This is a genomic window from Ruegeria arenilitoris, assembly GCF_013035425.1.
GTDB classification, from domain to species: Bacteria; Pseudomonadota; Alphaproteobacteria; order Rhodobacterales; family Rhodobacteraceae; genus Ruegeria; species Ruegeria arenilitoris_A.
On record NZ_WQHX01000001.1, the window covers coordinates 435,185 to 461,433 of the forward strand.

Annotated in this window: 27 protein-coding genes; 9 read left to right on the forward strand and 18 right to left on the reverse strand. The window is 53.0% G+C overall.

The annotated features are described in order from the left end of the window. Position 1: 1 nt before the first annotated feature. The 4 genes from GOV45_RS02080 to GOV45_RS02095 form a co-directional block, all read right to left on the reverse strand. Positions 2-451 carry a DUF1178 family protein gene (locus GOV45_RS02080; protein ID WP_170473567.1) on the reverse strand — a complete coding sequence of 150 codons (450 nt, stop codon included), beginning with the start codon at positions 449-451 and terminating at the stop codon, positions 2-4. Positions 452-524: 73 nt separating this feature from the next. Next, a complete protein-coding gene (locus GOV45_RS02085; RefSeq protein ID WP_170473569.1) occupies positions 525-986 on the reverse strand; it encodes an NUDIX hydrolase in 462 nt (153 codons plus the stop codon). A 117-nt stretch (positions 987-1,103) separates the two neighbouring features. Further along, positions 1,104-1,853, reverse strand: a complete 750-nt coding sequence (locus tag GOV45_RS02090) for an EcsC family protein (RefSeq protein WP_170473571.1) — start codon at positions 1,851-1,853, stop codon at positions 1,104-1,106. A gap of 53 nt (positions 1,854-1,906) precedes the next feature. Next, positions 1,907-2,401, reverse strand: a complete 495-nt coding sequence (locus tag GOV45_RS02095; RefSeq protein ID WP_170473573.1) for a GNAT family N-acetyltransferase — start codon at positions 2,399-2,401, stop codon at positions 1,907-1,909. Between the two features lie 72 nt (positions 2,402-2,473). Between GOV45_RS02095 and GOV45_RS02100 the strand changes: the two genes are divergently transcribed. After that, positions 2,474-3,079, forward strand: coding sequence for a flavin reductase family protein (locus GOV45_RS02100; protein WP_170473575.1), 606 nt, complete (start codon positions 2,474-2,476; stop codon positions 3,077-3,079). 127 nt (positions 3,080-3,206) lie between these two features. Here GOV45_RS02100 and GOV45_RS02105 read toward each other — a convergent pair whose 3' ends face one another. Next, positions 3,207-4,841, reverse strand: a complete 1,635-nt coding sequence (locus GOV45_RS02105; protein WP_170473577.1) for a SulP family inorganic anion transporter — start codon at positions 4,839-4,841, stop codon at positions 3,207-3,209. A 194-nt stretch (positions 4,842-5,035) separates the two neighbouring features. On the opposite strand from GOV45_RS02105, the gene GOV45_RS02110 reads away from it, so the two are divergent. Then, positions 5,036-5,908, forward strand: a complete 873-nt coding sequence (locus GOV45_RS02110; RefSeq protein WP_170473580.1) for an S-methyl-5'-thioadenosine phosphorylase — start codon at positions 5,036-5,038, stop codon at positions 5,906-5,908. Between the two features lie 11 nt (positions 5,909-5,919). On the opposite strand, the gene GOV45_RS02115 is transcribed toward GOV45_RS02110, so the two are convergent. After that, a complete protein-coding gene (locus GOV45_RS02115; protein WP_170473583.1) occupies positions 5,920-6,786 on the reverse strand; it encodes an alpha/beta hydrolase in 867 nt (288 codons plus the stop codon). 236 nt (positions 6,787-7,022) lie between these two features. On the opposite strand from GOV45_RS02115, the gene GOV45_RS02120 reads away from it, so the two are divergent. Both GOV45_RS02120 and GOV45_RS02125 read left to right on the forward strand, forming a co-directional pair. Next, positions 7,023-8,054, forward strand: a complete 1,032-nt coding sequence (locus tag GOV45_RS02120) for a DUF418 domain-containing protein (RefSeq protein WP_170473585.1) — start codon at positions 7,023-7,025, stop codon at positions 8,052-8,054. Between the two features lie 35 nt (positions 8,055-8,089). Next, positions 8,090-8,719 (forward strand): LysE family translocator, encoded by a 630-nt coding sequence (locus GOV45_RS02125; RefSeq protein WP_170473587.1) that lies wholly within the window; start codon positions 8,090-8,092, stop codon positions 8,717-8,719. A 5-nt stretch (positions 8,720-8,724) separates the two neighbouring features. Here the strand turns inward: GOV45_RS02125 and GOV45_RS02130 are convergent, their stop codons facing one another. Next, positions 8,725-8,898 carry a hypothetical protein gene (locus tag GOV45_RS02130; protein ID WP_170604722.1) on the reverse strand — a complete coding sequence of 58 codons (174 nt, stop codon included), beginning with the start codon at positions 8,896-8,898 and terminating at the stop codon, positions 8,725-8,727. 325 nt (positions 8,899-9,223) lie between these two features. Here GOV45_RS02130 and GOV45_RS02135 point away from each other — a divergent pair, with 325 nt between their 5' ends. Together GOV45_RS02135 and GOV45_RS02140 are read left to right on the forward strand one after the other, a co-directional pair. Then, complete coding sequence (locus tag GOV45_RS02135; RefSeq protein ID WP_170473591.1) at positions 9,224-9,763, forward strand: adenine phosphoribosyltransferase; 540 nt, start codon at positions 9,224-9,226, stop codon at positions 9,761-9,763. Positions 9,764-9,934: 171 nt separating this feature from the next. Then, entirely contained in the window at positions 9,935-10,417 is a 483-nt protein-coding gene (locus GOV45_RS02140; RefSeq protein WP_170473593.1) for a fasciclin domain-containing protein, read from the forward strand. 1 nt (position 10,418) lies between these two features. Here the strand turns inward: GOV45_RS02140 and GOV45_RS02145 are convergent, their stop codons facing one another. From GOV45_RS02145 to coxB, 11 genes are all read right to left on the reverse strand, one after another. Further along, positions 10,419-11,873, reverse strand: a complete 1,455-nt coding sequence (locus tag GOV45_RS02145) for an FAD-binding oxidoreductase (protein WP_170473595.1) — start codon at positions 11,871-11,873, stop codon at positions 10,419-10,421. 38 nt (positions 11,874-11,911) lie between these two features. Beyond that, a complete protein-coding gene (locus GOV45_RS02150) occupies positions 11,912-12,730 on the reverse strand; it encodes an MBL fold metallo-hydrolase (protein ID WP_170473597.1) in 819 nt (272 codons plus the stop codon). A gap of 82 nt (positions 12,731-12,812) precedes the next feature. Continuing rightward, entirely contained in the window at positions 12,813-13,397 is a 585-nt protein-coding gene (locus GOV45_RS02155; protein ID WP_170473600.1) for a GNAT family N-acetyltransferase, read from the reverse strand. After that, entirely contained in the window at positions 13,397-14,659 is a 1,263-nt protein-coding gene (locus tag GOV45_RS02160) for a M16 family metallopeptidase (RefSeq protein ID WP_170473603.1), read from the reverse strand. Before GOV45_RS02160 ends, GOV45_RS02155 begins: the two co-directional genes overlap by 1 nt. Beyond that, positions 14,656-16,044 carry a threonine synthase gene (gene thrC, locus GOV45_RS02165; protein ID WP_170473606.1) on the reverse strand — a complete coding sequence of 463 codons (1,389 nt, stop codon included), beginning with the start codon at positions 16,042-16,044 and terminating at the stop codon, positions 14,656-14,658. The genes GOV45_RS02160 and thrC overlap by 4 nt, the downstream gene beginning before the upstream one ends. Then, on the reverse strand, positions 16,041-16,718 hold the full coding sequence (locus tag GOV45_RS02170) for an SURF1 family protein (protein ID WP_170473608.1): 678 nt from the start codon (positions 16,716-16,718) through the stop codon (positions 16,041-16,043). Before GOV45_RS02170 ends, thrC begins: the two co-directional genes overlap by 4 nt. A 170-nt stretch (positions 16,719-16,888) precedes the next feature. Then, positions 16,889-17,704, reverse strand: a complete 816-nt coding sequence (locus tag GOV45_RS02175) for a cytochrome c oxidase subunit 3 (protein WP_170473611.1) — start codon at positions 17,702-17,704, stop codon at positions 16,889-16,891. 22 nt (positions 17,705-17,726) lie between these two features. Continuing rightward, positions 17,727-18,302, reverse strand: a complete 576-nt coding sequence (locus GOV45_RS02180; protein WP_170473614.1) for a cytochrome c oxidase assembly protein — start codon at positions 18,300-18,302, stop codon at positions 17,727-17,729. Then, entirely contained in the window at positions 18,302-18,463 is a 162-nt protein-coding gene (locus GOV45_RS02185) for a hypothetical protein (protein WP_170473617.1), read from the reverse strand. Before GOV45_RS02185 ends, GOV45_RS02180 begins: the two co-directional genes overlap by 1 nt. Further along, a complete protein-coding gene (gene cyoE / locus GOV45_RS02190) occupies positions 18,460-19,416 on the reverse strand; it encodes a heme o synthase (RefSeq protein WP_170473620.1) in 957 nt (318 codons plus the stop codon). Before cyoE ends, GOV45_RS02185 begins: the two co-directional genes overlap by 4 nt. A gap of 84 nt (positions 19,417-19,500) precedes the next feature. After that, positions 19,501-20,412, reverse strand: a complete 912-nt coding sequence (gene coxB, locus GOV45_RS02195) for a cytochrome c oxidase subunit II (RefSeq protein ID WP_170473622.1) — start codon at positions 20,410-20,412, stop codon at positions 19,501-19,503. A gap of 176 nt (positions 20,413-20,588) precedes the next feature. Here coxB and tldD point away from each other — a divergent pair, with 176 nt between their 5' ends. From tldD to topA, 3 genes are all read left to right on the forward strand, one after another. After that, on the forward strand, positions 20,589-22,010 hold the full coding sequence (tldD, locus tag GOV45_RS02200) for a metalloprotease TldD (RefSeq protein WP_170475336.1): 1,422 nt from the start codon (positions 20,589-20,591) through the stop codon (positions 22,008-22,010). A gap of 232 nt (positions 22,011-22,242) precedes the next feature. After that, positions 22,243-23,373, forward strand: coding sequence for a DNA-processing protein DprA (dprA, locus tag GOV45_RS02205; RefSeq protein WP_170473625.1), 1,131 nt, complete (start codon positions 22,243-22,245; stop codon positions 23,371-23,373). Between the two features lie 175 nt (positions 23,374-23,548). Beyond that, positions 23,549-26,176 carry a type I DNA topoisomerase gene (topA, locus tag GOV45_RS02210; RefSeq protein ID WP_170473628.1) on the forward strand — a complete coding sequence of 876 codons (2,628 nt, stop codon included), beginning with the start codon at positions 23,549-23,551 and terminating at the stop codon, positions 26,174-26,176. Positions 26,177-26,249: the final 73 nt, after the last annotated feature.

The window sequence follows — 26,249 nt, forward strand, 5'->3', positions numbered from 1 at the left end:
CCTAGTTGGTTTTTCTAGTCGGAACGAAAGGTAAAGGCGCTATAGGGACGCCATCTTCGATCAACGCCTTTGCCTCTTCCGGTTTTGCTTCACCGTATATTGCACGCTCGGGCGCATCGCCCAGGTGCATTTTGCGCGCTTCACTGGCAAACGCTTTGCCGACGTAATCCGAGTTTTCCTCGACCTTCCGACGCAACTCGGTCAAGGCACTTTCGACGTCAGGTTTAGCCGTTGCCTCATCGACCGAATTCACATCAGTTTTGTCAGCAACCTGAACAGCCTGCCGTGCCGGTCTTACCCGAGGAGTCATAATCGCCTTTTCAACCCGCGTGCTACCGCAAACGACACAACTCACCATTCCTGCAGAGGCAAGCTTGTCAAAGGCCTCTGCAGACTGAAACCAACTGTCAAAGCTGTGTCCAGAGTTACATTTAAGTGCGTATTGAATCATAATTCGGTCCAAACCCTTGGTTGGCGAATAGATACTGAGCCGATGAGCAAGATCAAGTCTTTCCGGTAGTCGTTCAGTTAAGTTTAGGCGCAAATCCCTGAAGCAACACCGCCAGTCCGGGTAAAATTACACGGTGCGATGCTTTTTTGGGCGAATACCACTTGCGTCTACGTACGTCATTTTCTGGATATTTTGCCGAGAGCCTACGCACATGCAGAGGAAAAACATCAACAACAAACTGCGCTGGCCCCACCCCAGAGCGTGTCTTGACGTAACTAAACTGGCCGAGCGGTGCATTGGCGCACATTCCAGAAACGCCAGCCTCCTCCCAAGCCTCAAGCGCAGCAGATTGGCCGCTTGTCAAACCTTTGGTTGGCCATCCTTTTGGTATAATCCATTTCCCCGACCTGCGTGTCGTGATCAACAGGATTTCCGGCTTCCCTTTTGTAAACCGATAACACAATGCTGCGGATTGCTCGAAAACCGGAAGGTTAGCGACCTTTGCACTTGCTTGTATCGTTCGTTCAATATCCATCAACGGATGTGGCCTGTCTCAAAACAAAAACCTTGTTAAACGGCCTATCTTGTACTGTTCGAAAACCACTCTACCACATAAAGGGAATAGTGCCAAATGAGAGCGACTGAGGCAGCTTCAATTCACCATGCGGTGCGACAATTTACGCACGAGTTCGTCGTGGGGTATGTCGGCGTCTATAGCCAGTCTGCGTAGCCCGAAATGGACCTGCGCGATCTGTTGGTAATAACGTGTGTAAATAAAATTGGTACTGCCTCCTGCCAACGCCCCCAGAACTGGCACCGATTGGGCCGCCAGCTTCTGACCCAAGACAACGGACAAACGCGGTGCGATTGCAGCGATCATGCGTTGCATTGTGGGGCCCGCCAGTGTCAGGCGAGCAGAAAGGAAACCCAAATCCGCCCCATCATCCTCACTCAACGGACCCGCAGTAGACAGAACGCGAATTGAGTCGAACTTTACATTTTCTTCCTCTGGATCAAAGCCTTCGCGGACTGCGGCACCTTGAATTGATCGCAACAACATCGCCGTAGTTGCCGGAAGTTCCACCAACGCCGAGGTCACTCCTCCAATACCACCGGCAGCTCCCATGGCGGTTGCCACAGCTGTATTCACCCATGGGCTTTGGTCTGCGACAGCCCTCCGTGAGCCCTGGGCAGCACGCATGGCTATCCAAAGTGCCTGCTCTGTCGCCTCTGTCAGGCCTTCCCTTATAGGCTCAGGCAACTGATCCAACAACGATTCGGCCGTACCTCCAAGTCGATTCAGCAACTTTACCCCTGCACCTCCGGCAGACTTGTAGTGTCGTGCCAACCGGTCAAGCTCAGCCTCGGTATCAACCTTTTCAATTAGAACCACATCGCTCATTCATGCCCTCCTATGTCTCAAAGATTGGCATTTTAACGACGATTTTCAATGAATCAGCGTGTCCAACGGGATACTTGCCCCGCGACACCCCGCCAGGCTTCCGGTAAAAGACCCAACCCCAAAACCCGTTCTGGGTTGGTCGGCGGCGGCATTTCCACTCCCGTCAAACGGCGGAAACCAAAACGCTTGTAATAGGGTTCGTCGCCAACCAACATGACGCGTTCCCAACCTTTATTGTGGCCGGCGCTGACGCCTTCATGAATTAGAAAACCGCCTAATCCTTCGCCCTGATGTGTTGGGTGAACAGCAACTGGCCCAAGCAAAAGCGCGTCATAGTTGCCAACATGAACGGGCCAAAATCGGATCGCGCCAGCCATAACGCCCGAACTGTCACGCGCGATCAACGACAACCCGGCAACTGGCGACACATCATCGCGCAAACGATATGACGACAGTGCTTCGCGCCCCGGTGCAAAGCACAGGTCGTACAGGGCCTCAACCTCCCACCAATCGTCCGGTTTTTCCGACCTGATTTCGAACTGCTGCAACCCGGCCCTCTTTTCCCTTCTGGAATTCGCCCTAACACTTCGTTACGGCTTGAGCAAACGCTTGGAGTTCAGATGTTCTACCGACCCGAAGATGGCCACGGATTGCCGCACAATCCATTCAACGCGATTATCACGCCGCGTCCGATTGGCTGGATATCGACCCGCGACGCAAATGGCATCAACAATTTGGCGCCATATTCATTCTTCAATGGCGTGGCTTATACACCTCCGCAGGTGATGTTTGCTTCGACGGGAACCAAAAGCGATCAAAACGGAACTAAGGACAGTTTGGCCAATATCGAAGCGACAGGGGTGTTCTGTGTAAACATCGTTGGCCACATGCATCGTGACGCAATGAATGCCAGTTCTGCGAGCCTTCCAAAACACATAGATGAATTTGAACATGCTGGTTTAAACCCGGTCGAATGCGAAACGATACCGTGCGCGCGCATCGACGGCGCGCCAGCCGCTCTGGAGTGCAAACTCACACAAATCGTGACACTTCCGGGAGAGGCAAACCGCGTGGTGTTTGGAGAAGTCACAGGAGTTCACCTTCACGACGACCATATCGTCGACGGGAAATTCGATGTGACTTCGTTTCGACCCCTCGCGCGGTTGGGATATCGGGACTATTCCGTCGTTAAAGACTTGTTTTCGCTCAGCCGTCCGGACGATTGAGCGAAGCAAAACTTTCGTTTCCAGGGTCTGCGCCCCTTCGGAGTTGTTCTTGTCCAGAGAGTTAAACCACCTCAATTATGGTCTGATATCAATTTTCTAAGAAAGCAAAGCACACTGCGACAATGCTTTAATGACCTCCTAGAATACCGGTTCGGACCGAGTAATCTACGGCAAGGCCGTAATCCGGATCGTCGTCGCTGTCGATCATAAGATGCCCCGCCTTGTTCAAAAGCTTGTGGCAGTCACGGCTTAGATGTCTAAGCATCACACGTTTACCCGCGGTTTCGTATTTCGCCGCAACGTTTTCAATGGCTTGCAAGGCCGACTGATCCACAACCCGGCTTTCGGCGAAGTCGACGATAACGGTGCTTGGGTCATTGGAAACATCGAACAATTCGATAAATCCTTCGGAAGAACCAAAAAACAGCGGGCCTTTGATTTCGTAAACCTTGGCACCTTCTTCAGTAACAGACTCCCGCGTTTGTGCGTGGATTCGTTTTGCGTTGTTCCATGCGTAGGCCAGAGCGGAAACAATCACACCGACAACGACTGCGACTGCAAGGTCCTCCATAACGGTCACTATGGTCACCAGAACAATGACAAAAGCATCCATACGCGGCACTCGTCGCATGATTTTGAACGAATTCCACGCGAAAGTTCCGATCACCACCATAAACATCACGCCTATCAAAGCGGCCAATGGGATCTGTTCTATCAAGGGCGCAGCATAAAGGATGAAAGCCAGCAAGAACAACGCTGCAGCGATACCTGCCACTCTAGTCCGGCCGCCTGATTTTACATTTATCATGGACTGACCGATCATTGCACAGCCACCCATGCCGCCAAAAAAGCCGGTCACAATGTTGGCCGTACCCTGTGCAATGCATTCCTGAGATGCGCCACCACGCTTGCCAGTGATCTCACCAACCAAGTTTAGTGTCAGCAGCGACTCGATTAAACCAATTGCGGCCAGAATTACAGCATAGGGTAAAATGATCTCTAAAGTTTCGAGTGTAAGTGGCACCATCGGTACATGCAACGACGGCAATCCGCCCTCGATAGAAGCCAAATCTCCAACTCGGGGAACATCAAGACCCAAACCGATTACTAAAGCTGCAACAACGACTATACCTGCCAATGGAGCTGGGATTATGCGGGTGACTCTTGGCATGACCCAGATCACCGCCATGGTCAGCACCACAAGACCAAGCATTGTGTAAAGCTGAATACCAGACAACCATTCACCGCCACCTACTCCGTGGCCGGTGTTTTCCGTTGTTCCTGGTACTTTGAACTGGCCTAACTGGGCCAGAAAAATCACGATTGCCAACCCATTAACGAAGCCAAGCATTACAGGATGAGGCACAAGTCTAATAAAACGGCCCCAGTGCATTGCACCCGCTATGACCTGCAAGATCCCCATCAATACCACCGTCGCGAACAGGTATTCGACTCCATGCTGTGCAACCAGCGCCACCATGACGACAGCTAGCGCACCTGTCGCGCCTGAGATCATTCCGGGGCGACCGCCGATCAACGCCGTAACCAAACCCACTAAAAATGCGGCATAGAGACCAACAAGCGGATGAACACCTGCGACAAATGCAAAGGCGACTGCCTCGGGCACCAAAGCCAATGCCACGGTCAGGCCGGAGAGAAGTTCGATCCTCAAACGAGAGACGGAAAGCCTTTCGTCAGGCATCCAACGCAAGTCGGGAATGGCTAGGCGATTGGCAAAGCTCGGCAGCAAGGCTCGTGGCATTGGGCGATCCTGTGGGTTCAATTGTTCGCGCGAAGGTGGCCTTGTAGCTGTCAATCTGGGAATGAGGTACCGCGCCCCGCGGGACTCGGCTATGCGTTTGGTGCATGACTGCAATGGCAAAGCCGAAGCCCCTTGCCAAAACCCCTATGGGCCCGCAGAAAGCTTGCCACAGGAGTTCCATTCGGAGAGTTAAAGTGACCCAAACGAAAATCGCCGTCATCGGTGGATCCGGAATTTACGACGTTGGCGGCTTGGAGAACGCAAAGTGGGTCACAGTTGAATCGCCATGGGGAACACCTTCGGATCAGATTTTGACAGGCAATCTTGACGGCGTTGAAATGGCGTTCTTGCCTCGTCACGGCCGTGGCCATGTGCATTCGCCGACAAGCGTGCCTTACCGTGCCAATATTGATGCGCTTAAAAGACTTGGCATAACAGATGTGATCTCAGTTTCTGCATGCGGCTCGTTTCGTGAGGAACTGGCGCCTGGGGATTTTGTGATCGTTGATCAATTTGTTGACCGCACGTTTGCCCGCGACAAAAGCTTTTTCGGAAAGGGTTGCGTTGCTCATGTAAGCGTCGCAAATCCAACTTGCCCGCGCCTTTCAGGTGCGTGCGAGACCGCGGGGCGATCGGTCGGCATCACAATTCACCGTGGCGGCACTTATCTTGCGATGGAAGGACCCCAGTTTTCCACATTGGCGGAATCGAAAATGTATCGTGAGCAATGGGGCTGTGACGTAATCGGAATGACCAACATGCCCGAAGCGAAACTCGCCCGCGAAGCCGAGCTTTGTTATGCTTCGATCGCTATGGTGACAGATTACGATAGCTGGCACCCAGATCACGGTGAAGTGGATGTAAGCGCCATCATCGCGACGTTAACAAGCAACGCTGATAAGGGTCGCTCATTGGTGAAAGCCCTGCCTGCTTTGTTGGGTCCGGAACGGGAGCCCTGCCCCAACGGTTGTGATCGCGCCCTTGAGTACGCCATTTTGACCGCACCTGAAAAACGTGATCCGTGTTTGATGGCAAAGTTGGATGCGGTGGCTGGTCGCGTTCTTTGACCCAAAAATATCTAGTTTTTTTGAAGGGCATTTTGCACATCGTCCCACAACCCATGGGACCAAAGGTCATTGTGCGCGCCGTCGGTTATTACGTGAAACTGCGCATTCTCTCCGGCCAAATCCGCCAAGGTCTGGCTATGGTGCATAGGAACTGTTTCGTCATGAGTGCCGTGAAAGATCAGGGTCGGGACCGTGATATTTGCGATCAAGTCACGGGTCGCGAATTGATCTTTCATCAGTGCAGAGACTGGGATCCAAGGGTATCTTTCCGATGCAACGTCGACAGTTGCAGTGAACGGAGCCTCAAGCACCAGCAATTGAGCCTGCGGACGTTGTTCAGCAACTGCCGCCGCGATCGCTGTACCAAGGCTTTGACCATGCAACAGAACGGCTGAACCTTCACTGGCAACCCCATCGAACAACTGTAAGCCGTCAGAAATCAAAGCCAATTCAGACGGCTGTCCTTCGCTACCCGGATAGCCACGATAACTGGGGGCCAGCAACCCAAAGCCGCTATTTAGTATCTCGCGCATGCGGTCTGCCCTATCGCCCAAATTGCCGGTTTGACCATGGAAGAACAAAACCGTGGTCGCGCCTTCGATTGCAGGAGGTGCAGCCCAAGCCGTCAAAACCGTTTTGTCAGACATGGGCAAAGTAATCACTTCAACATCAGCCAAGCCCACAGCCCTGGGTTCCGGTAATAATCCGTCAGGTTTGAAAAGCAGAGACCTTTGGTTGAAATACATGTATCCAACGATGGCCGCGTAAATTGCCGCAACAAACAAAGCCAAAAGGACTAACGGGCCTTTCAGTTTTTCCGCGATTGATCGCAAAGTCCTGAGGGTCACATCCTTATTTTCGCTTTGTGCCTGTGACATGGATCGCTCCGAGCATACGTTTGTTGGATTAAGTCTTGGCAACCAAGCACATATTCAAGGCCGCAGAACAAAACTTAATCCAATCTTTAGAACGTCGTTCTCAGGCTAAGATGCGAAAATCCGGTCAAACCTTGGTTGAAATGTGTGGAGTACTAACCATCTAAGTTTCAAATAGTTATTTCAAACAGATAGTTATTTAACTTTGAATGCGTTCAAAAGTCACTGGCAGGCAATCAATGAAACGCCTTGAAGCGTTGGACGCCGCCCGGTTCCTTGCATATTGCGGTATGGTTCTGGTGAACTTCCGAATTGCTGCGCAAGTTGCTGAGGGCACAGACTGGGCTTCGGTTTTGATAAACGCGCTGGAAGGGCGCGCTGCCGCATTGTTCGTAGTTTTGGCTGGAATTGGTATCGGACTTTCAAAAATTTCTGCTCACGTTTTAATGCGACGGGCCGCATTTTTGTTCGCACTCGGTCTGTTGAACATGATCGAGTTCGAAGCGGACATATTACATTTCTATGCTTTGTATTTCATGGTCGGAACAATGTTTCTGACTGCAGAGCGCCGCGCGCTGTGTATTGGTGCGATTGGAGTCATCTTCATTTCAACCGCTGCACATTTGGTTGTAGACTATGATCGCGGTTGGAACTGGGACACGCTGAATTATTGTGATTTGTGGAGCTTTCCCGGCTTTATTCGCAACCTGCTCTTTAACGGCTGGCATCCTGTTTTTCCTTGGGCGGCGTTTCTGCTTATTGGAATGGCAATCGCCCGCACCCAGTTGCATCGGCCAGGTGTTCAAAACAGGTTGATCATTTGGGGCTTTGGCGCTGCAATTTTCGCCACTTTTCCCGCAAGACTTGTCACTGATCCGGACTTGGTTGCCGTTTTAGGCGCGCAGTCGCTTCCGCCCGGTCCCTTTTATGTTCTGGCTGGAACGGGGACGGCTTGCATCGTGATCGGAATTCTTCTGAAGCTTTGGCCCACAATAGATAGGCTTCGTATAGGAGCAGTGTTAAGTGCGCCAGGACGGCAGAGCCTTACGCTATACATGTCACATATTTTACTCGGAATGGGACTTCTTGAGGCCACTGGCCGTTTGAATGGAAGCCTAAGCGCACCGCAGGTATTTTTTTACGCCGTAACTTTCTGCACTGTTTCCTCGGTTTTTGCCCTTCTGTGTAGCCGAAAATTCAAACAAGGACCATTAGAAGCTTTGATGCGTCTTTTGACCGAGCCATCAAAGAACTTGACGAGGAACACTTAAAAGGCGTTCTGTACAGCAAAATTTGCAGGTGACTCATGTCATTAGATCTTTGGCTGGCCTTTGTTGCCGCTTCAACAGCCCTTTTACTCATCCCCGGTCCTACAGTGCTTTTGGTGCTAAGTTATGCATTGTCCAAGGGTCGCAGCGTCGCAGTTGCGTCTGCGACAGGGGTGGCCCTAGGGGATTTGATTGCAATGACAGCGTCATTACTGGGCCTAGGCGCATTGGTTTTGGCATCGGCAACCCTATTCTCGGTTCTGAAGTGGGTCGGGGCGGCCTATCTGGTGTGGTTGGGTCTAAAGCTGCTGCGCAGCGCGCCGTCCGGAGGTTTACACCCTATCGAAACACGTCAAGACATAACCGCCCGCAGCGTATTCGGTCACGCGGCGGCGGTCACGGCGCTCAACCCAAAATCAATTGCATTCTTCATAGCCTTTGTTCCGCAATTCCTGCGTCCCACTGAACCGCTTGGTCCCCAGTTTATAATTCTTATTGCGACTTTTGTCGGCTTGGCGGGGTTGAATGCGCTGGCCTACGCTTTATTGGCAGATCGGCTGCGAAAAGTGATCCGCCGTCCCGCGATACTTACCGGGATGACAAGGTTCGGTGGACTGACGTTGATCGGAATGGGTGTAGCCACAGCAATCCTACGGCGGCCTACCTGATACGATCAGTCTTCGGCATTTTCTTTCATGAAACCCCGAATAAAACGCCGAATTTCTCGGGCTGCCGAGGTATCCAATTCTTTGCATAGCTCGACAAAAGCGTCGCGTTCATCTTTGTCCAGACGAAGAACCAACTGACTATTCTTCTTATTCGTCCGTTTACTGTCTTTCTTCGCCACGCGTCTCATTCCTACGTAAAACTTGATTCATATCGCGATGCATTGTATATACATAGCATAGAACTTGTCTTTATCGGGCACCTAACAATAAAAAACGGAAATTGGCAATGAACCTTCATACTGCACAAGCATTTCTATTGCGAGATCAACGCAATTGGCGCAAACCTCACCTATCCTGGCTACCGGCTGCGCTGTATCGGTACTATGGGCTGCCTGACACAATCAAGCCACGTCATAAATAGGCAATTTTCAGGAAACTCTCCTTGCAAGACTGACTTGAATGGGCCAAACACCCCCGCGTGTTTTGACGCGAAAGGGTTGCCCTATGTCCAGAAATAAAACCGTTAAGGATTACATCCGGACCATCGTTGATTTCCCACACGAAGGAATAATGTTCCGCGATGTAACTACCCTTTTTGCCGATCCCCGCGGGTTCCGCATTGCCATCGACCAAATGCTTCACCCATATGCAGGCGAGCGCATCGACAAAGTTGTCGGGCTTGAGGCGCGAGGTTTCATTCTTGGTGGCGCCATCGCGCATCAATTAAGCGTGGGTTTTGTTCCTATCAGAAAAAAGGGCAAACTGCCGGGAACCACGATCAGCCAAGATTACAAGCTGGAATACGGTGAAGCGATTGTCGAAATACATGATGACGCTATCCTGCCGGGTGAGAAAATCCTTGTCGTGGACGACTTGCTGGCTACCGGTGGCACAGCAGCCGCAGGCATCAAGCTGATCGAACGATTGGGCGGTGAAATCGTTTCATGCGCATTTATTATCGACTTGCCAGAGCTCGGAGGCCGCAAAGCGCTTGAAGACATGGGAATGGATGTTCACGTGCTATGCGAATTCGAGGGTCTATAGCGCGAAATTGATCACATTAGTGTGAATGGACAATTGTGCCTTCGGCAGCTTAGGGCGCAGTTTTGGCATTTCAACAGCACTTTGCGATCATCTTCGGTGATCCCCTTTTTAGGCATCCACGTAGTGTTTGACGATGCCACATGAGGCATTCTCAAAAAGGGATATTCAACCATGTTTCGCAAAATCGCTGTAGCCAGTGTTGCAACCATCGTACTCTCCTCATCCGCAATGGCCGACGGTCATGGAAAAGACATTGTAGACACGGCGGTTGCTGCTGGCAGCTTTGACACTCTGGTAGCCGCAGTTCAAGCAGCTGAACTTGTCGACACCCTAAAAGGTGAAGGCCCGTTTACTGTATTTGCTCCAACGGATGAAGCGTTCGCAGCCCTTCCCGAAGGCACAGTGGAAAACCTGTTGAAGCCAGAAAACAAAGACCAGCTTGTCGCAATTCTTACCTACCACGTTGTACCCGGCAAAGTGATGTCAGGTGATCTGTCAGACGACATGACAGCCGCAACAGTACAGGGCGGCGACGTCACGATTGATCTGGACAACGGCGTAATGGTTAACGACGCAAATGTAGTTCAAGCCGACATTGAAACGGAAAATGGCGTAATCCACGTGATTGACAAAGTTATCCTGCCAGCTTCGTAAATCAGCCTGAGGCAATACGGCCCGGCGCTGCCGGGCCGTGTTCAGGCCGGATAACCGCCCCAGGGTTCATTATTCCCTTTGGATCCAAAGCTTCTTTTATTTTTCTCATAACCCCAAGCTTTGTTGGATCGCCATAGCGTTCAAGGTCATGCACTTTCAGACGACCTACTCCGTGTTCCGCGCTGACTGATCCGGAAAACGTATGAACAAGCTCGTGAACTGCAAACTTTACTGCTTCGCGGACGCCATCATATTCACTTCGGTCGCGACCCTTAGCCGGAAAAACGTTGTAGTGCAGGTTGCCATCACCCAGGTGGCCGAAACAATTTATCCGAAAGTCCCCCAAGTCCATTATCGTTTTGTTTCCCTGTCGGATAAACTCGGGAATATCTGAAATCGGCACGGAAATATCATGGCTTGAAACCGAGCCGATCAGACGATTTGCCTCGGGGATATTTTCACGCACAGACCACAATTGCTCCCGCTGTGTTCCGTTTTGGGCAATTACACCATCTGTCACCAACTCGTGTTCGTCAGCTTTGGAGTATAGAGTTTCCAACATCTCAGATGGACTTTGACCGTCGGAAAGACCTAATTCGATAAGTACACTCCATTCAGGGGGGGCTTCGAATGGTTGCCGGACGTTCGGAAGAACCTCGGACAGGAATTGCAAACCTTGCCGATGGATCAGTTCAAAGGTGCTGACTCCGTCGCCGACCAAATCTCTGGCTAGTGAAAGCATACTTATCGCCGCTTGGGGAGACGGGACCTGAAACATGGCTGTTCCAACCCGTGCCGGCTTGGGAAACAACTTCAGTGTAGCAGCTGTGATAATCCCCAATGTTCCTTCTGACCCGATCAGCAGATTGCGCAGATCATACCCGGTATTGTCCTTACGTAACCGGCTGAGACCATTCCAGACATCGCCGTTTGGTAAGACGGCCTCTAGCCCCAGGCACAAATCTCGCGCATTGCCGTAGCGCAGAACGTTTACCCCTCCGGCATTCGTCGCCAAATTTCCTCCAATCCGACAAGATCCCTGCGCGGCAAGAGATAAGGGAAACATACGATCCACCGAGTCGGCGGCGGCCTGGACGTCGGACAAGACCGCACCCGCCTCGACTACCATGACATTTTCAGATGGAAAGATCGCTCGGATTTCGTTCATCCGTTCGAGAGAAACCAGCAACGGCGCGGGACCGTCGGGCGAAACCTGCCCACACACTAGTCCTGTGCCACCACCGTAGGGGATAACTGCGACGCCTAAATCGAAAGCTAATCGCACCAATATCGCGACCTCTTGAACCGATCGCGGCAGGGCTAGCAGGCCAACTTGCCCGGTAAATCGGCGACGCGGCTCTTCCAGATATTGTGGGGTCACCGGGCGCAAAACATCGCCGCCCAACTGCGCGCATATTAACTCGGCAAAACTGTTATCGGCGGGGACAAGTGTCATGCCCATTCCTTGCCCCAAGTGGCTCACAGCGGCAAGTGCTATTCCAAATCAATAAGGTATTGCGGTTCAAGCACAACAACGGTGGGTCGGTCGGGAAGCGTTCGTAATGATACCACGATTTCGGACACACCATCGCGTTCCACTGGGAACTCGTCCCGGATATCAACTAAGAAACGCTCCAGCGAAAAACCTGAAAACCAATGCATCGGTATAATAATCGAACTCTTGAGCCGTTTAAGTACAGTAATCATCTCGGGCAGAGGCATCGTGGTACCACCGTCGACAGCGGCCATGACCACGTCCAACCGTCCCAGGGCGGCAAACTGTTCGTCGGATGGAACATGGTGCAAGTGACCCAGGTGACCAATGCACAGGCCTTCGACTTCGAACACAAAGATCGAATTCCCGCGCTCTTCAACACCGCCATAGACCGACCGGATATCCGTAGAAACATTCCGTACAAGCATCTCGCCAAGATCGAGGTAGTGGTCGATGCCTTGACCAAACTCGCCCCATCCCGGCAGAACATGCGGAATTGCCGGGTCGGGATGTGCCGTCCAGTGGGTGCTGTGGGCGTGGTTCATCGTTACAACATCCGGTATCAGATCAGCACCACCGATGAAGCCGGTGAAGTCAGTCACTGCGTTTAAGCCACCTTTGGTCTGGATCAGAAACGAAGCGTGCGCGACATAGCTTATTCGGACTGAAAACTCTGGCAAAGGATCTTGCCATGCGACCTTGTGTAGATATTCGATCCCAGGGGCTGCGTCGGCAATCGCGATACAATGGCTTGGCCGCCGCTCTTGCGCCGCAGCTCCGCCCGAAACAACCAGCAATGCCAGTAAAAAGCGCCACATCCACCAAGTGTAGCGCAACTGGGCGACAAGTCACCCATTTGATCGTTGGATCACGTCGCGATGGGTGTTTTATCAGGCGTGTTTAACCTGCATCTGTCTTGCCGCGCCGGTCCGAGCGTAAACTTGCGTACAAAACGTGGGTTCTCCAGCGTCCACTGATCTGCAGATAGGATTGGGCGACGCCCTCGTATTTGAAGCCTGAACTTTCCAACAATCCGCGAGAAGCTTTGTTCTCGGGCAAACAGGCCGCTTCGATTCGGCTCAGATCAAGGCGGGTGAAAGCGTAATGCACAACCGCACCGATTGCCTCGCGCATGTATCCTTGACGCGCGAAAACCTGACCAGTCCAATATCCAAGTGTTCCGGCTTGGGCGGGTCCGCGTCGTATGTTGTCCAGCGTTATTGCCCCCAGCAAAAAGTCGTCCTCGCGCCGGAACAGAAATAATGGAATCGCAGTTCCGCTGGCGACGGATCGTTGTGCCCAATAAACCCTGTTTGTAAACGACTTGCGGCTAAGGTGATCGTCAGCCCAAATCGGTTCCCAAGGTGTAAGATAGTCTTTGGATGCTCGCCTTAATGCTGCCCAATCGTTAAAATCCGAATGAACGGGAGGGCGCAAGCTCAACCGCTCGGTTTCGAGTTTCAGCTTGCGTCTGCCCAACAGCATCACGCCGCACGCCTCTCCTGCAATTCAGCCAATGTCGGCGCCCTAGAAACAGGCCCATACAGTGCCAATGCTGCGGGCGCATGGACGGCCATCTGCTCAGCAAATTTGCGCACGTCCTTGGTGCTGACAGCGTCGATCTTTGCGACAGTGTCCGCAAGCGAAGGCACCCTGCCCCAAATCTGCACCAACCGGGCCAAACGTTCCGCCCGATTAGAAGGGCTTTCCAACCCCATCAGCATTCCGGCCTTCATTTGAGCGCGGGCGCGGGCCACTTCTTCAGGCGTCATCTCCTCTGCCGCGCGCTTCATTTCGTCGATTGTTATGCTTGCCAGTTCGCTGACCTGATCAGAAGAAGTTCCAGCGTAGATCGTGGTTGTACCTGTGTCGGCATATGCACCCGTTTGCGCGAAAATTGTGTAGCACAACCCCCGCGTTTCCCGCACTTCTTGAAACAAGCGTGAAGACATGCCGCCGCCCAAGGCCGTCGAATAGATTTGTGCGGTATAAATCTCATCATCGCGATAGCCCGGGCTTTCCAGCGCAAGGGCAAAATGGGCCTGTTCCAGTTCTTTCTCCTGCCGCGCTTCACCTCCGGTGAAACGGGCCGGGTCGGCGACCAAGCCTTTACGGGGTTTCAGGTGACCAAACATCTGTTCGGCCATTTCCATTAACGCATCATGATCAACTGCCCCGGCTGCGGAAAGGATCATTTGGTCAGGTCCATAATGCTCAGCCACAAAGCCAGACAAATCGTCGCGTGAAAACGTGCTTACCCTCTCCGAAGGGCCCAGAATAGTGCGCCCCAACGGTTGATTGTGATAACTCTGCTCTTGCAGCCAATCAAAAATGACATCATCTGGCGTATCGAATGCTTGACCGATTTCTTGAAGAATTACGCCCCTCTCGACTTCAATCTCGCGCGGATCGAAAACCGGGTTAAGGACAATATCTCCGATCACATCCATCGCCAGCGCAACGTCGTCCTTTAAAACGCGCGCGTAATATGCAGTTACCTCGCGTGATGTGTAGGCGTTGATGTAACCGCCCACATCCTCGATCGCTTCTGCAATCTGCAGTGCTGTTCGACGCTCGGTTCCCTTGAATGCCATATGCTCAAGAAAATGCGCGATACCGTTCTGCTCAATTCGTTCATGCCGCCCTCCGGCGGTCACCCAAATGCCGATGGCCGCCGATTGCAGCCCCGGCATATGTTCAGTGACGATACGAAAGCCGTTCTTCAGTTGATCTTGTCTGACAGTCACTCGGCAATTTGCCCTTTGATAAATTTCTCGATAGCGCCCAAATTATTGGCAATACGGGTCACCCGTTCCGGACGTTCATACAGATCAGACATGCGAGAGGGAAGAGGCGGATGCACATCACTCGCCTTCTCAACCGCGGCCGGAAACTTCGCTGGGTGTGCTGTGGCCAGAGTGATCATTGGTACGTTCTCCGCGCGGTGATCTTCGGCCACTTTGATACCTACGGCTGTATGCGGGCAGACAAGTTCAGCACTGTGCGCAAGTGTGGACTGGATCGTCTGCAACGTTTCGTCTTCGGAAACGCGGCCCGAGTCAAAATTCTCGCGGAGGGACTCCATTGCTCCTTGGCTGACTTTGAAGCCACCATTTTTTAGTTCTTCCATCAGCTGAGACACTGCACCAGCGTCCTCGCCATACGCATAGAAAAGCGCGCGTTCAAAGTTTGAGCTGACCTGGATGTCCATAGACGGGCTGATCGATGGGATGGTGTCACCTTTGAAATACCCCTCACCTGTCAGGCAACGGTGCAGGATATCGTTTTGATTGGTTGCCACCACTAAGCGATCAATGGGTAAACCCATGCGTTTCGCAAGGTAGCCTGCGAAAATATCTCCGAAATTTCCGGTCGGCACGGTGAAACTAACTTTGCGATGCGGGGCGCCAAGGCTAACTGCGGCTGAGAAGTAATAAACAATCTGAGCCAGCACCCGGGCAAAATTGATTGAATTCACCCCGGCAAGTTTGACACTGTCACGGAAGTCAAAATCGTTGAACATGTCCTTAAGTGCTGACTGGCAATCATCGAAATCGCCAGCCACCGCCAATGCGTGCACGTTGCTATCCGCAGGCGTCGTCATCTGGCGGCGCTGTACCTCAGAAACGCGGCCATCAGGGAAAAGTATGAATACGTCAACTGCGTCAAGGCCGCGGAAAGCCTCGATTGCAGCCGAACCGGTGTCACCGCTGGTTGCACCCACGATGGTCACGCGATCTCCTCGTCTTTTCAGGGCTACCTGAAACAGCTGACCAATCAGTTGCATGGCAAAATCCTTGAATGCCAGCGTTGGTCCGTGGAACAGCTCAAGCAAAAAGTGGTTCTCGTTCAATTGCTTTAACGGAGCCCGCGCAGCATGATCAAAGCCCGCATAAGCGTGCTCAATGATCTCTCTGAATTCGTCTTCGGCAAATGAGCCTTCGACAAAGGGCCACATCACCTTGAACGCGATCTCTTCATAGGTAAGTCCGGCCAACCCGGCAATCTGGTCTTGCGGCATGACCGGAATCTCGGCAGGCAGATACAAACCACCGTCGCGAGCTAATCCGGTCAGCATCGCTTCTTCAAATGTCAGTTCGGGCGCCTGCCCACGGGTCGAGATGTATTTCATTGCTGGTCACTCTCAGAGGGGGCGCGGCTGCGCCATAGGAAGTATCCGGTCATCGCAGCCCAAACCAAAGCCAGACCAAACCAAGTTATTGCGTACTGCAAGTGATCGTTGGGTATGCCCGCCGTATCCACTGGCAGTGGAGTAACATCGGGATCAGTATTTGAACGCGCAACCAGCAGAACCGGCTCAGTTTTGAGAACTGTCGATAAATTGGGAACGTCCCGAGCAAACCAGATGTTGCCATCAACGTCTGGTTCGGGTGTGAAACCGTCGATTTCATCCGGCCAATGCAGATTACCTGTCACCTGCATTGCGCCTGTTTGCCTTGCGTCCGACTTGGCCGTCGTGGGAACAAAACCGCGATCTACCAATATCCGTCTGTCGTCGACGCTGAAGGGCTGAATGATCCGGTAGCCTGCGCCAACTTGTTTGACCGAGACCAATACGTGGATTTCACCGGTTTCCATTTCGCCCGAAATAGTAACGGGCAAATACTTGTCTTCGTCTTGGGAAACCGCTTCCGGTAAAGCAACTGGCTGGGCCGCAATTCGGCTTTCGATATCAGCCAGAATGCTCTCTTTCCAGGCCAGACGCTGCAACTGCCAAATACCCAGCGATACTAGGATCGCCAAACCGGCAACACCAAATATCAGTGGGAAAAGGATGCGACGCATTTCAGAACCATGTTTCGTTGCTCAATGGCTCCTTTTAGGAACCCGCGCCTTGTTAAGGGTTGCGCCCGTACGATTGCAACCACTCAATTGTATGGGGCGCAATATAGCATCTCGGATGGTAAAAAGCCGCCCTTTGAGGGCGGCTTTTTCGTCTGCAAATCTGGCTGTTTTTACATCAGCGGTGCCTGACCCCAAATGTAAACTGCGAAAAACAGAAACAGCCAAACAACGTCGACAAAGTGCCAGTACCAGGCCGCCGCTTCAAAGCCGACATGCTTCTCTGGTGTGAAGTCACCCTTAAGAGCCCGGATCAAGCAAACCGAAAGGAATATAGTGCCGATTATCACATGCGCGCCATGAAAACCCGTGGCCATGAAGAAGTTCGAGTAGAACTGATCGCCACCAAATTGCCAACCCTCGTGAGCAAGTAGTTCGTAATACTCAAAACCCTGCAACGCAGTAAAAGCGATCCCCAGCGCAATACCGATTGCCAAACCATTGATCAGCGCCTTGCGATCGTTGTCATGAGCAAGAGCATGGTGCGCCCACGTAATCGCGCAGCCAGACAACAGAAGAACCAAGGTGTTGATCAGTGGCAGGTGGAAAGGGTCAACCGCGTGAATATCAGGTTGGATGTACTCGGTCCCGGCATAGTCATACATCGGGTACATCCGATGTTTGAAGAACGACCAGAACCAAGCAAAAAAGAACATCACCTCGGACATCACAAACAAGATGAACCCGTAGCGCAAACCAATACGAACCACCGGAGTGTGATCACCCTGCCGGCTTTCTACGACGACGTCGGTCCACCAGGCAAACATTGTGTACAGGACACCTACTAGTCCCATCCAAAAGATCCACGGTGTTATACCGTGCATCCAAAGAACCGCTCCGAAAAGCATAACAAAACCACTGACCGCGCCGATCAGCGGCCAGATCGATGGGGCCAAAATGTGGTAGTCGTGGTTTTTAGCGTGTGCCATCAGCGTCCCTCACCTACAGGCGTTAGTTCGTGTTTGTTTTTGCCTGCTGGTCGAAGGCTGCAAAGCCTTCAGGCAGGTCAATTTCGTAGAATGTATACGACAACGTGATCGTATGAACATATTTCGCTTCGAGATCCTCAACCATTTCGGGATCAACAAAGAACGTAACCGGCATCTGAACCCGTTCGCCGGGTTGCAAGACCTGTTCCTCAAAGCAGAAACAGGCGATTTTCTGGAAATAGCCCCCGGCAGAATATGGCGCGACGTTGTACGAGGCCTGCCCGGCAATGGGTCGGTCGGTCGGGTTATAAGCCTCATAAAATGCTAACCCAGTTTCACCAATGCGCACATCCATCTCACGCTCAACCGGTTTGAACTCCCAAGCCATGCCTTTAGCCTTCGAGGCATCGAAACGGACCGTGACAACCCTATCAAGGATATCTTCTGGCGCCTGCTCGGATACACCCGTGGTTCCGCCAAAACCAGTGACCCGGCAGAACCAGTCATAAAATGGAACGGCCGCCCAAGCCAAGCTACCCATCAGGACAACCAAACCGACGGTTTGCACCACTGTTTTCTGAGGACCTTTCAACGCCATCAGTCCTGCACCTCTTGCGTTGCCATGCCGAAATCCGTCCCGGACACCTTCACGATCGTTAAGCCGAAAATGATCACGATAAACGCCGCTAATGTCAGCCCCACCCCTAGGTTGCGGCCAAAGCGGCGCTGATGCAATTCGTGGGGCTTGCGCAGACTCATGACCAGCCACCCCATCCAAACGGTTTAACCAGCGCCTCAATCAAAATCGCACCAAAATGCAAAAACAGGTAGAGCAGCGAAAGTTTGAAGAAGCGGCGTTCAACTTTGAAATTATCGGCCTCAGAGTCGTCTTCGGTTCTACGCGAGATGCCCCACGCTCCATGCAGGAAGAGCGCGTTCAAAACCAAAGCGACCGTTAGGTAGATTGGCCCCCCTATACCCGAAAATGCGGTTCCAACGGCCAGTACAGCCAACAACCCGGTGTAAATCAGAATGTGCACTCGGGTCGCGCGGCGTCCGTGCGTAACGGTCAGCATCGGCACGCCTGCGTCGTCATAGTCGGATCTCATGAACAGGGCCAAAGCCCAGAAATGCGGCGGTGTCCACATGAAAGTCAAAGCGAACATCAACCATGGCTCTAGTGTCACGGAACCCGTCGCCGCAACCCAACCTATGACAGGCGGGAACGCTCCGGCGGCTCCGCCGATCACAATGTTCTGCGGTGTCGATCGTTTCAGCCACATCGTGTAGATCACAACGTAGAAAAATATCGTGAAGGCCAGAAACGCTCCTGCAAACCAATTGGTCGCCAGCCCCAGCATGATCACAGACAGACCGGATAGCGCCAGACCGATAGCCAGCGCCTCACCTTCTTCAACTTTGCCAGAAGGGATCGGACGGCCTTTTGTCCGCTTCATAACCTTGTCGATATCAGCGTCCCACCACATGTTCAGGGCACCTGATGCCCCACCGCCAATGGCTATGAAAAGGATAGCGCAGAATCCAACAAACGGATGCACAGGTACAGGCGCAGCGAGCATACCGACCAATGCAGTAAACACGACGAGGGACATCACGCGCGGCTTCAGCAAGGCGAAATAGTCGCCAAAACTGGCCTCGTCCACGCGCCTCTGCGCGTTCACGGTGCTGGCGTTAAAGCTTGCGTCGCTCATATCCGTTCCCTTAAGGCCAAAGCGGTACGTTTACCGCGCCGCTCACGCCACGTTCGATGCCAAGGGCCTCAGCCCCAGACGAGCTTAGTTTGCGGCCACCTGATAGGTCGAGGGTTTCCCTGCATATTCCTCAAGCGCCTTGGTCAACCACTGATCGTAGGCCTCTTGACTAACCACTTTCACCGTAATCGGCATATACGCATGGTCCTTGCCGCAAAGCTCGGAACACTGCCCAAAATAGACACCTTCCTTGGTTGCCTCGAACCACAGTTCGGCCAATCGTCCGGGCACGCCGTCCTGCTTTACGCCGAAAGATGGAATAGTCCACGAATGGATAACATCGGACGCAGTGACTTGCATCACAATAACTTTGTTCACCGGTACGACAACTGCGGTATCGGTGGCCAACAGCCATTCATCTTCGCTGTATCCCGCATCCGACAGCTTGGCCCGCATTGCATCGTCAAGCACGAACGGCGTCACGTCCGCATCGGCCGGACGCGCCCCTTCGTCCAGCGTTGCAGGGTGCCCCAGCAAGTAGCTGTCGAAGGCAAAATCATGATCCACGTACTCGTAAGTCCAGTACCATTGGTTGCCGACAACCTTGATAACCACGTCACCCTCGGGAATTTCCTGCTGTTTGAAAAGCACCGGCAGTGAGAAAGCCCCAATGAAAACCAGAATCAGGATCGGACCCAACGTCCAAGCGACCTCAACGGGGGTATAATGCGAAAACCGCGCGGGCGTTGGATTGGCGCGCTGGTTGTAACGCACAATGCAGTACAACAGAAGGCCTGCAACGAGCAGGCATATTACAGTGATGATCACCAGAATCATATTGTCCAGACGCTGGATTCCATCGGCCAGGCTAGTGGCTGAGGGCTGGAACCCGACACCGCCATCAACCGGCTTACCAATAATCTCAAGCTCCTGAGCCATGGCGGGAAGGCTGGAGAGGGCTGTTACAAACCCCGAAAGCATCAAAGCATTCTTCATGTTCTGTCCTGATCGTTTGATCTTTGCGTCCCAGGCGAAAAGGTGTGAATCGGTCACACCTCACCCGTTGTCTTTGGCCGCGTTAAAAACCATATTCCGTCGGGTAGATAAAGCAAAATGCTTGCGTCAAACAGACGCTATTCTTGATCTGGATCAATCTGGAAAGGTTCCACCTGATGTCCAACGACCCATTTCGCCCGTTTGAAGGCCCCCTTCCGCAGGACGAAGCCCTTGCAGTTCTGCAGTCTGCAACCGCAGGCGCCGAGGATGGGGAACTGTTCGTTGAAAGGCGAAAATCCGAATCCCTGGTGTTTGATGACGGTCGCCTGCGAACTGCATCATACGACGCTTCCGAAGGATTTGGGCTGCGGGCTGTTCAGGGCGAGGTGGCGGGCTATGCCCATTCAACAGATGTTTCAATCCCAGCGTTGAAGCGGGCAGCCGAAACGGCACGTCTTGCGGTCGGCGACGGCGGCGGCACTTTGGCCGAGGCCCCACGGGCCACCAACGCTCGCCTTTACACCGACGAAGACCCGATCGAAACGGCCAGTTTTCCAGTGAAGATAGAAACCTTGCGTGAAATTGATGCCTTTTCTCGCGATCTGGATCCTCGTGTTGTTCAAGTAAGTGCGACGATCGCCGCCGCCGTACAAGAGGTTGAGATTTTGCGCCCGGATGGCGTGCTAATCCGTGACGTACGCCCGATGACCCGTGTGAACGTTTCAGTGATCGTCGAGCAAAACGGACGAAGGGAAAGCGGTTCGGCAGGAGGCGGCGGCCGCGTAGGACTTAATGGGTTAATCGATCCTGCCGACTGGCAAGACAAGGCGCGTGAGGCGTTGCGTATCGCATTGGTCAACTTGGACGCGATACCGGCCCCTGCTGGGGTCATGGAAGTAGCTTTGGGTCCTGGTTGGCCCGGTATCCTGCTGCATGAGGCCATAGGTCATGGGCTGGAAGGCGATTTCAACCGAAAGGGCAGCTCTGCATTTGCTGGATTGATGGGACAACAAATCGCCTCAAAAGGTGTTACTGTGGTCGATGATGGTACCATTGCAGACCGGCGCGGCTCAATAACCGTCGATGACGAGGGCACACCCAGTTCTCGTACCGTTCTGATAGAAGACGGAGTTTTAACGGGGTATATGCAAGATCGCCAAAATGCGCGCCTTATGGGTGTTGCCCCTACCGGTAATGGCCGGCGACAAAGCTATGCGCACAAACCAATGCCACGCATGACGAATACGATTATGTTGGGTGGCGACGCCGACCCCGCTTCGCTGGTCGCTGACATCAAGGACGGTATTTGGGCGGTAGGATTTGGCGGTGGTCAGGTTGACATAACCAACGGCAAATTCGTTTTCTCATGTACCGAGGCTTACCGTGTCGAGAACGGTGAAATTGGCGCTCCGGTGAAAGGTGCCACACTGATCGGTGACGGACCATCAGCTCTGAAACGTATCCGTGGTTTGGGCCACGATATGGAGTTGGACCCGGGTATGGGTACTTGCGGTAAAGATGGCCAGTGGGTACCTGTGGGCGTTGGCCAACCAACTGTATTGATGGATGGATTGACGGTGGGTGGGTCAGCAACCTGAGGCGACCCAAGCCAGATTTCGCACCACAAGGTTAAAAAAGCGCCATCCATTTTAGAACATTTGGGTGGACCGCAACTTTTAAAAAACAAGTCAAAAAGATTTTTTGTTATTTTACATGCACTTAACCCAAGAAAAATACAGGTTTTCGTAAGGTAGTAAAAAATTTCCCAAGATTTACAAGCTGTTAACCTAAACTCTCGTAAACCAGTTCTGCAATCAGGCGGAGCATCGGATGACTGAAGAGCAGTTTTCTTCCAATCACCCCCCACTCCCACCCACCACGGAAGAGGATCAGTTTTCCTGGCTCCGTCTGATGCGATCCCGCAAGGTTGGTCCGGCTACGTTCCGGCGGCTGTTGCGGGAACATGGCTCAGCGCAGAACGCGCTTGCCGCGCTGCCCGAAGTGGCACGCGCCGCCGGAATAGACGGGTATGAAATTTGCCCTCCCGGCGTAATTGAGGCGGAACTCAAGGCTGCAAAGGCCCGCGAAGCGCGGCTTCTGTGCCTTGGGGCCGCCACCTTTCCAACTGCTCTGACCAATCTTTCCGATGCCCCTCCAATGCTCTGGGCAATCGGCGATGTCTCACTATTGGACAAGCCGACAGTGGCGCTTGTTGGTGCGAGAAATTGCTCTTCCCTGGGATCTCGGATGGCCCGGGGTTTGGCTAAGGAATTGGGCGAGTTGGGGTTTGTCATAGCATCTGGCCTGGCCCGTGGAATCGATACTTCGGCTCATCAGGCAGCGCTCAAAACTGGGACTATCGCAGTAATGGCTGGTGGGGTGGATGTGATTTACCCTGCCGAAAACACTGAACTTGCGGAAAAGATCGCCGAACACGGACTGCGATTGTCGGAACAACCTATGGGCATTTCGCCGCAAGCCAGGCATTTTCCACGCCGCAACCGCATTATCTCGGGCCTTGCACAAGCAGTCGTCGTGGTCGAAGCGGCCGCTAAGTCTGGCAGCCTAATTACCGCACGCGACGCATTGGACCAAGGACGCGAAGTTCTAGCGGTACCCGGACACCCATTCGACGCACGCGCTGCCGGATGCAATACTTTGATCCTTGAAGGTGCCGCGCTCGTACGATCTGCCCAAGATGTGATCCAAGCTTTACCCCCAAGGCAAACATCCGCGGTTTTGTCAAACAACGAACCTGCGCTGAACGAAAACAGCACTGCGCCTGTTCAAAACCTGCACCAAGCGATCCTGGCATGCCTTGGCCCCTCTCCAATCGCAGAAGATCAACTAATTCGCGACATTTGCGCTCCGGCAAAGGAAATCGGCCCCGCCCTGGTGGATTTGGAGCTTGAGGGGCGAATCCAAAGGCAACCAGGTGGATTGGTATCTTTGAGCGCCTGACTACTGGGTTTAAGCACCAAAGTGCCGAACCCAAACCCCTAACTGTTTTCCTAGTCGTTTGAAAAGGCAGTGTTTTTAAGGCAATTCAAGGAACGCATTGACAATTCCGTCTTGCCCCTCACATTTTGCACGACCATATAAGGCGTCAAATTCGTCGAGCGAGGTTTTCCCTTAAATGCCTGTAGTTGTTGTAGAATCCCCGGCCAAAGCTAAAACAATCAACAAATATCTTGGCCCTGACTACACGGTTTTGGCGTCCTACGGCCATGTGCGCGACTTGCCGCCCAAGGATGGTTCCGTCGACCCCGAGCATGAATTTGCCATGAAATGGGAAGTCGGAAATGACAGCCGTAAACACGTCAAAGCCATTGCAGACGCATTGAAAGACGACAACGCCCTGATTCTGGCCACTGACCCCGATCGCGAAGGCGAAGCGATCAGTTGGCACCTGCAGGAAGCTTTGACCAAACGTCGCTCGATCAAAAAGGACACTGCAGTCAGCCGCGTAACCTTTAATGCGATTACCAAAGATGCAGTGACCGAAGCGATGCAGCACCCGCGCGAGGTCGATATGCCTCTTGTCGAGGCTTATTTGGCCCGACGAGCGCTGGACTATCTCGTGGGGTTCAACTTGTCGCCTGTGCTTTGGCGAAAGCTCCCGGGCGCGAAATCCGCAGGCAGAGTGCAATCTGTTTGTTTGCGCCTGATCGTCGAGCGTGAAATGGAGATCGAGGCATTCAAACCGGTCGAATACTGGTCGGTAAAAGCGTTGTTCGAAACGCCACGCAGTCAAACTTTTGAAGCTCGCCTTGTTACTTTGGCCGGCAAAAAGCTGGAAAAACATGATCTTGCCAACGCCACGCAGGCCGAATTGGCGGTTCAGGCGATCACAAGCCGCGCGTTGAGCGTAACTTCGGTTGAGGCCAAGCCAGCGGCCCGCAATCCAAGCGCGCCATTTATGACATCGACTTTGCAGCAAGAGGCCAGTCGAAAATTCGGTATGGGAGCGCGACACGCCATGCAGGTTGCCCAACGCCTGTACGAAGCCGGCTACATTACTTACATGCGGACCGATGGCATCGACATGGCACCCGAGGCTGTCGCTGACGCAAGGAACGCAATTTCTGACCGTTACGGTGCTGAATACGTGCCAACCAGCCCGCGCATGTACAAAAACAAAGCTAAGAACGCTCAGGAGGCACACGAGTGCATTCGCCCGACGGACATGTCGCGGGACACCAAGGCCCTGAAAGTTACGGATGAAGATCAACGTAAGCTGTATGACCTCATCTGGAAACGCACAATTGCCTGCCAAATGGCTGCTGCAAGGCTGGAGCGCACAACAGTCGAAATCGGCAGTGATGATGGGCAAGTTGGCCTGCGCGCTACAGGTCAGGTCGTACTTTTTGACGGTTTCATGCGAGTCTACGAAGAAGGTCGCGACGATGTAGCCGACGATGACGAAAAACGCCTGCCTCAAATAATGCAAGGCGATGTTGCGCGTTTTGCTAAATCCTCGTTACGGGATCAATTCACCAAGGCAACGACGGACAGCGCCGAAAAGCCGGGGAAAGAGGCGATTTTGTCCGAAAACGAAGCGGTGCTGGCGTTGCAACACCATACGCAGCCCCCACCCCGCTACACCGAAGCTACCCTGGTCAAACGAATGGAGGAGCTGGGGATAGGTCGACCGTCCACCTATGCTTCGATTGTCACAACAATTCAAGATCGAGAATACGTACGCAAGGAAAAGAACCGCTTGATTCCCGAGGAAAAAGGCCGGATCGTCACAATTTTCCTGCTGAATTTCTTTCGTCAATATGTTGGTTATGAATTTACGGCCAATCTGGAAGAGCAACTAGACGACGTCAGCGCAGGTGATCGCGATTTCAAGGACCTGCTTGGCAAATTCTGGCGCGATTTCTCGGCCGCTATTGGTGAGACTTCTGAACTGCGGATTTCCGAAGTTCTGGACAAGCTGGACGAGGTTCTGGCACCCCAACTCTATCCTCCGCGTGAAGACGGGTCTGACCCACGTATCTGCCCGAAATGCGGGGTTGGACAGCTGCACCTCAAAACTTCGCGAACTGGTGGTTTCGTTGGTTGCGGCAACTATCCGGAATGCACCTATACCCGTCCGATAGCCGGCGATGGCGCAGAGGGCGACGAACGACTGTTGGGCGAGGACGGCGGCGATGAAATCTGGTTGAAATCCGGTCGATTTGGCCCGTATGTCCAGCGCGGTGAACCGACACCTGAAAACAAAAAGCCACCGCGCGCTTCACTGCCCCGTGGATGGAATAAGGATGATATGGACCTAAGCAAGGCGCTGACCTTACTTAGCCTTCCCCGCCAAATCGGGGAGCATCCGGAAGGTGGCATGATAACTTCAAATTTCGGGCGGTTTGGACCGTATTTGATGCATCAGCTGCAGGAAGAGGCCAAACCAGTTTACGCCAACCTCAAGGACCCCAATGACGTGTTCGAGATCGGCATGAACCGGGCCGTCGAACTTTTAGCTGAAAAACGCGCCAACCCTGGACGGCGCGGGCAGGCAGCAGCAAAGCCTTTGAAAGAGTTAGGCGAACATCCAGACGGCGGTGCCATTCAGGTGCTGGATGGTCGCTACGGCCCATATGTAAAATGGCAAAAGGTCAATGCAACCCTGCCCAAAGATATAAAACCCGAAGACGTTACTCTGGAAATGGCAGTCGAGCTTGCAAATGAAAAAGCAGCAAAAAAGGGCGGTCGAAAGAAAGCCGCGCCAAAGAAAAAGGCTTCTACTAGGAAGGCGGCGAGTTAGGTAGAAATACCACTGTCCCTTTGGTTTCATTGACTTCCCAATGACGCGACGGCACAACCTGCTTCGTCACCAT

Coding starts and splice junctions, on each gene's coding strand:
- GOV45_RS02080 (WP_170473567.1), bottom strand. CDS start 451: ATGATTCAATACGCACTTAAATGTAACTCTGGACACAGCTTTGACAGT.
- GOV45_RS02085 (WP_170473569.1), bottom strand. CDS start 986: ATGGATATTGAACGAACGATACAAGCAAGTGCAAAGGTCGCTAACCTT.
- GOV45_RS02090 (WP_170473571.1), bottom strand. CDS start 1,853: ATGAGCGATGTGGTTCTAATTGAAAAGGTTGATACCGAGGCTGAGCTT.
- GOV45_RS02100 (WP_170473575.1), top strand. CDS start 2,474: ATGTTCTACCGACCCGAAGATGGCCACGGATTGCCGCACAATCCATTC.
- GOV45_RS02105 (WP_170473577.1), bottom strand. CDS start 4,841: ATGCCACGAGCCTTGCTGCCGAGCTTTGCCAATCGCCTAGCCATTCCC.
- GOV45_RS02115 (WP_170473583.1), bottom strand. CDS start 6,786: ATGTCACAGGCACAAAGCGAAAATAAGGATGTGACCCTCAGGACTTTG.
- GOV45_RS02120 (WP_170473585.1), top strand. CDS start 7,023: ATGAAACGCCTTGAAGCGTTGGACGCCGCCCGGTTCCTTGCATATTGC.
- GOV45_RS02125 (WP_170473587.1), top strand. CDS start 8,090: ATGTCATTAGATCTTTGGCTGGCCTTTGTTGCCGCTTCAACAGCCCTT.
- GOV45_RS02135 (WP_170473591.1), top strand. CDS start 9,224: ATGTCCAGAAATAAAACCGTTAAGGATTACATCCGGACCATCGTTGAT.
- GOV45_RS02140 (WP_170473593.1), top strand. CDS start 9,935: ATGTTTCGCAAAATCGCTGTAGCCAGTGTTGCAACCATCGTACTCTCC.
- GOV45_RS02145 (WP_170473595.1), bottom strand. CDS start 11,873: ATGACACTTGTCCCCGCCGATAACAGTTTTGCCGAGTTAATATGCGCG.
- GOV45_RS02150 (WP_170473597.1), bottom strand. CDS start 12,730: ATGTGGCGCTTTTTACTGGCATTGCTGGTTGTTTCGGGCGGAGCTGCG.
- GOV45_RS02155 (WP_170473600.1), bottom strand. CDS start 13,397: ATGCTGTTGGGCAGACGCAAGCTGAAACTCGAAACCGAGCGGTTGAGC.
- thrC (WP_170473606.1), bottom strand. CDS start 16,044: ATGAAATACATCTCGACCCGTGGGCAGGCGCCCGAACTGACATTTGAA.
- GOV45_RS02170 (WP_170473608.1), bottom strand. CDS start 16,718: ATGCGTCGCATCCTTTTCCCACTGATATTTGGTGTTGCCGGTTTGGCG.
- GOV45_RS02175 (WP_170473611.1), bottom strand. CDS start 17,704: ATGGCACACGCTAAAAACCACGACTACCACATTTTGGCCCCATCGATC.
- GOV45_RS02180 (WP_170473614.1), bottom strand. CDS start 18,302: ATGGCGTTGAAAGGTCCTCAGAAAACAGTGGTGCAAACCGTCGGTTTG.
- GOV45_RS02185 (WP_170473617.1), bottom strand. CDS start 18,463: ATGAGTCTGCGCAAGCCCCACGAATTGCATCAGCGCCGCTTTGGCCGC.
- cyoE (WP_170473620.1), bottom strand. CDS start 19,416: ATGAGCGACGCAAGCTTTAACGCCAGCACCGTGAACGCGCAGAGGCGC.
- coxB (WP_170473622.1), bottom strand. CDS start 20,412: ATGAAGAATGCTTTGATGCTTTCGGGGTTTGTAACAGCCCTCTCCAGC.
- tldD (WP_170475336.1), top strand. CDS start 20,589: ATGTCCAACGACCCATTTCGCCCGTTTGAAGGCCCCCTTCCGCAGGAC.
- dprA (WP_170473625.1), top strand. CDS start 22,243: ATGACTGAAGAGCAGTTTTCTTCCAATCACCCCCCACTCCCACCCACC.
- topA (WP_170473628.1), top strand. CDS start 23,549: ATGCCTGTAGTTGTTGTAGAATCCCCGGCCAAAGCTAAAACAATCAAC.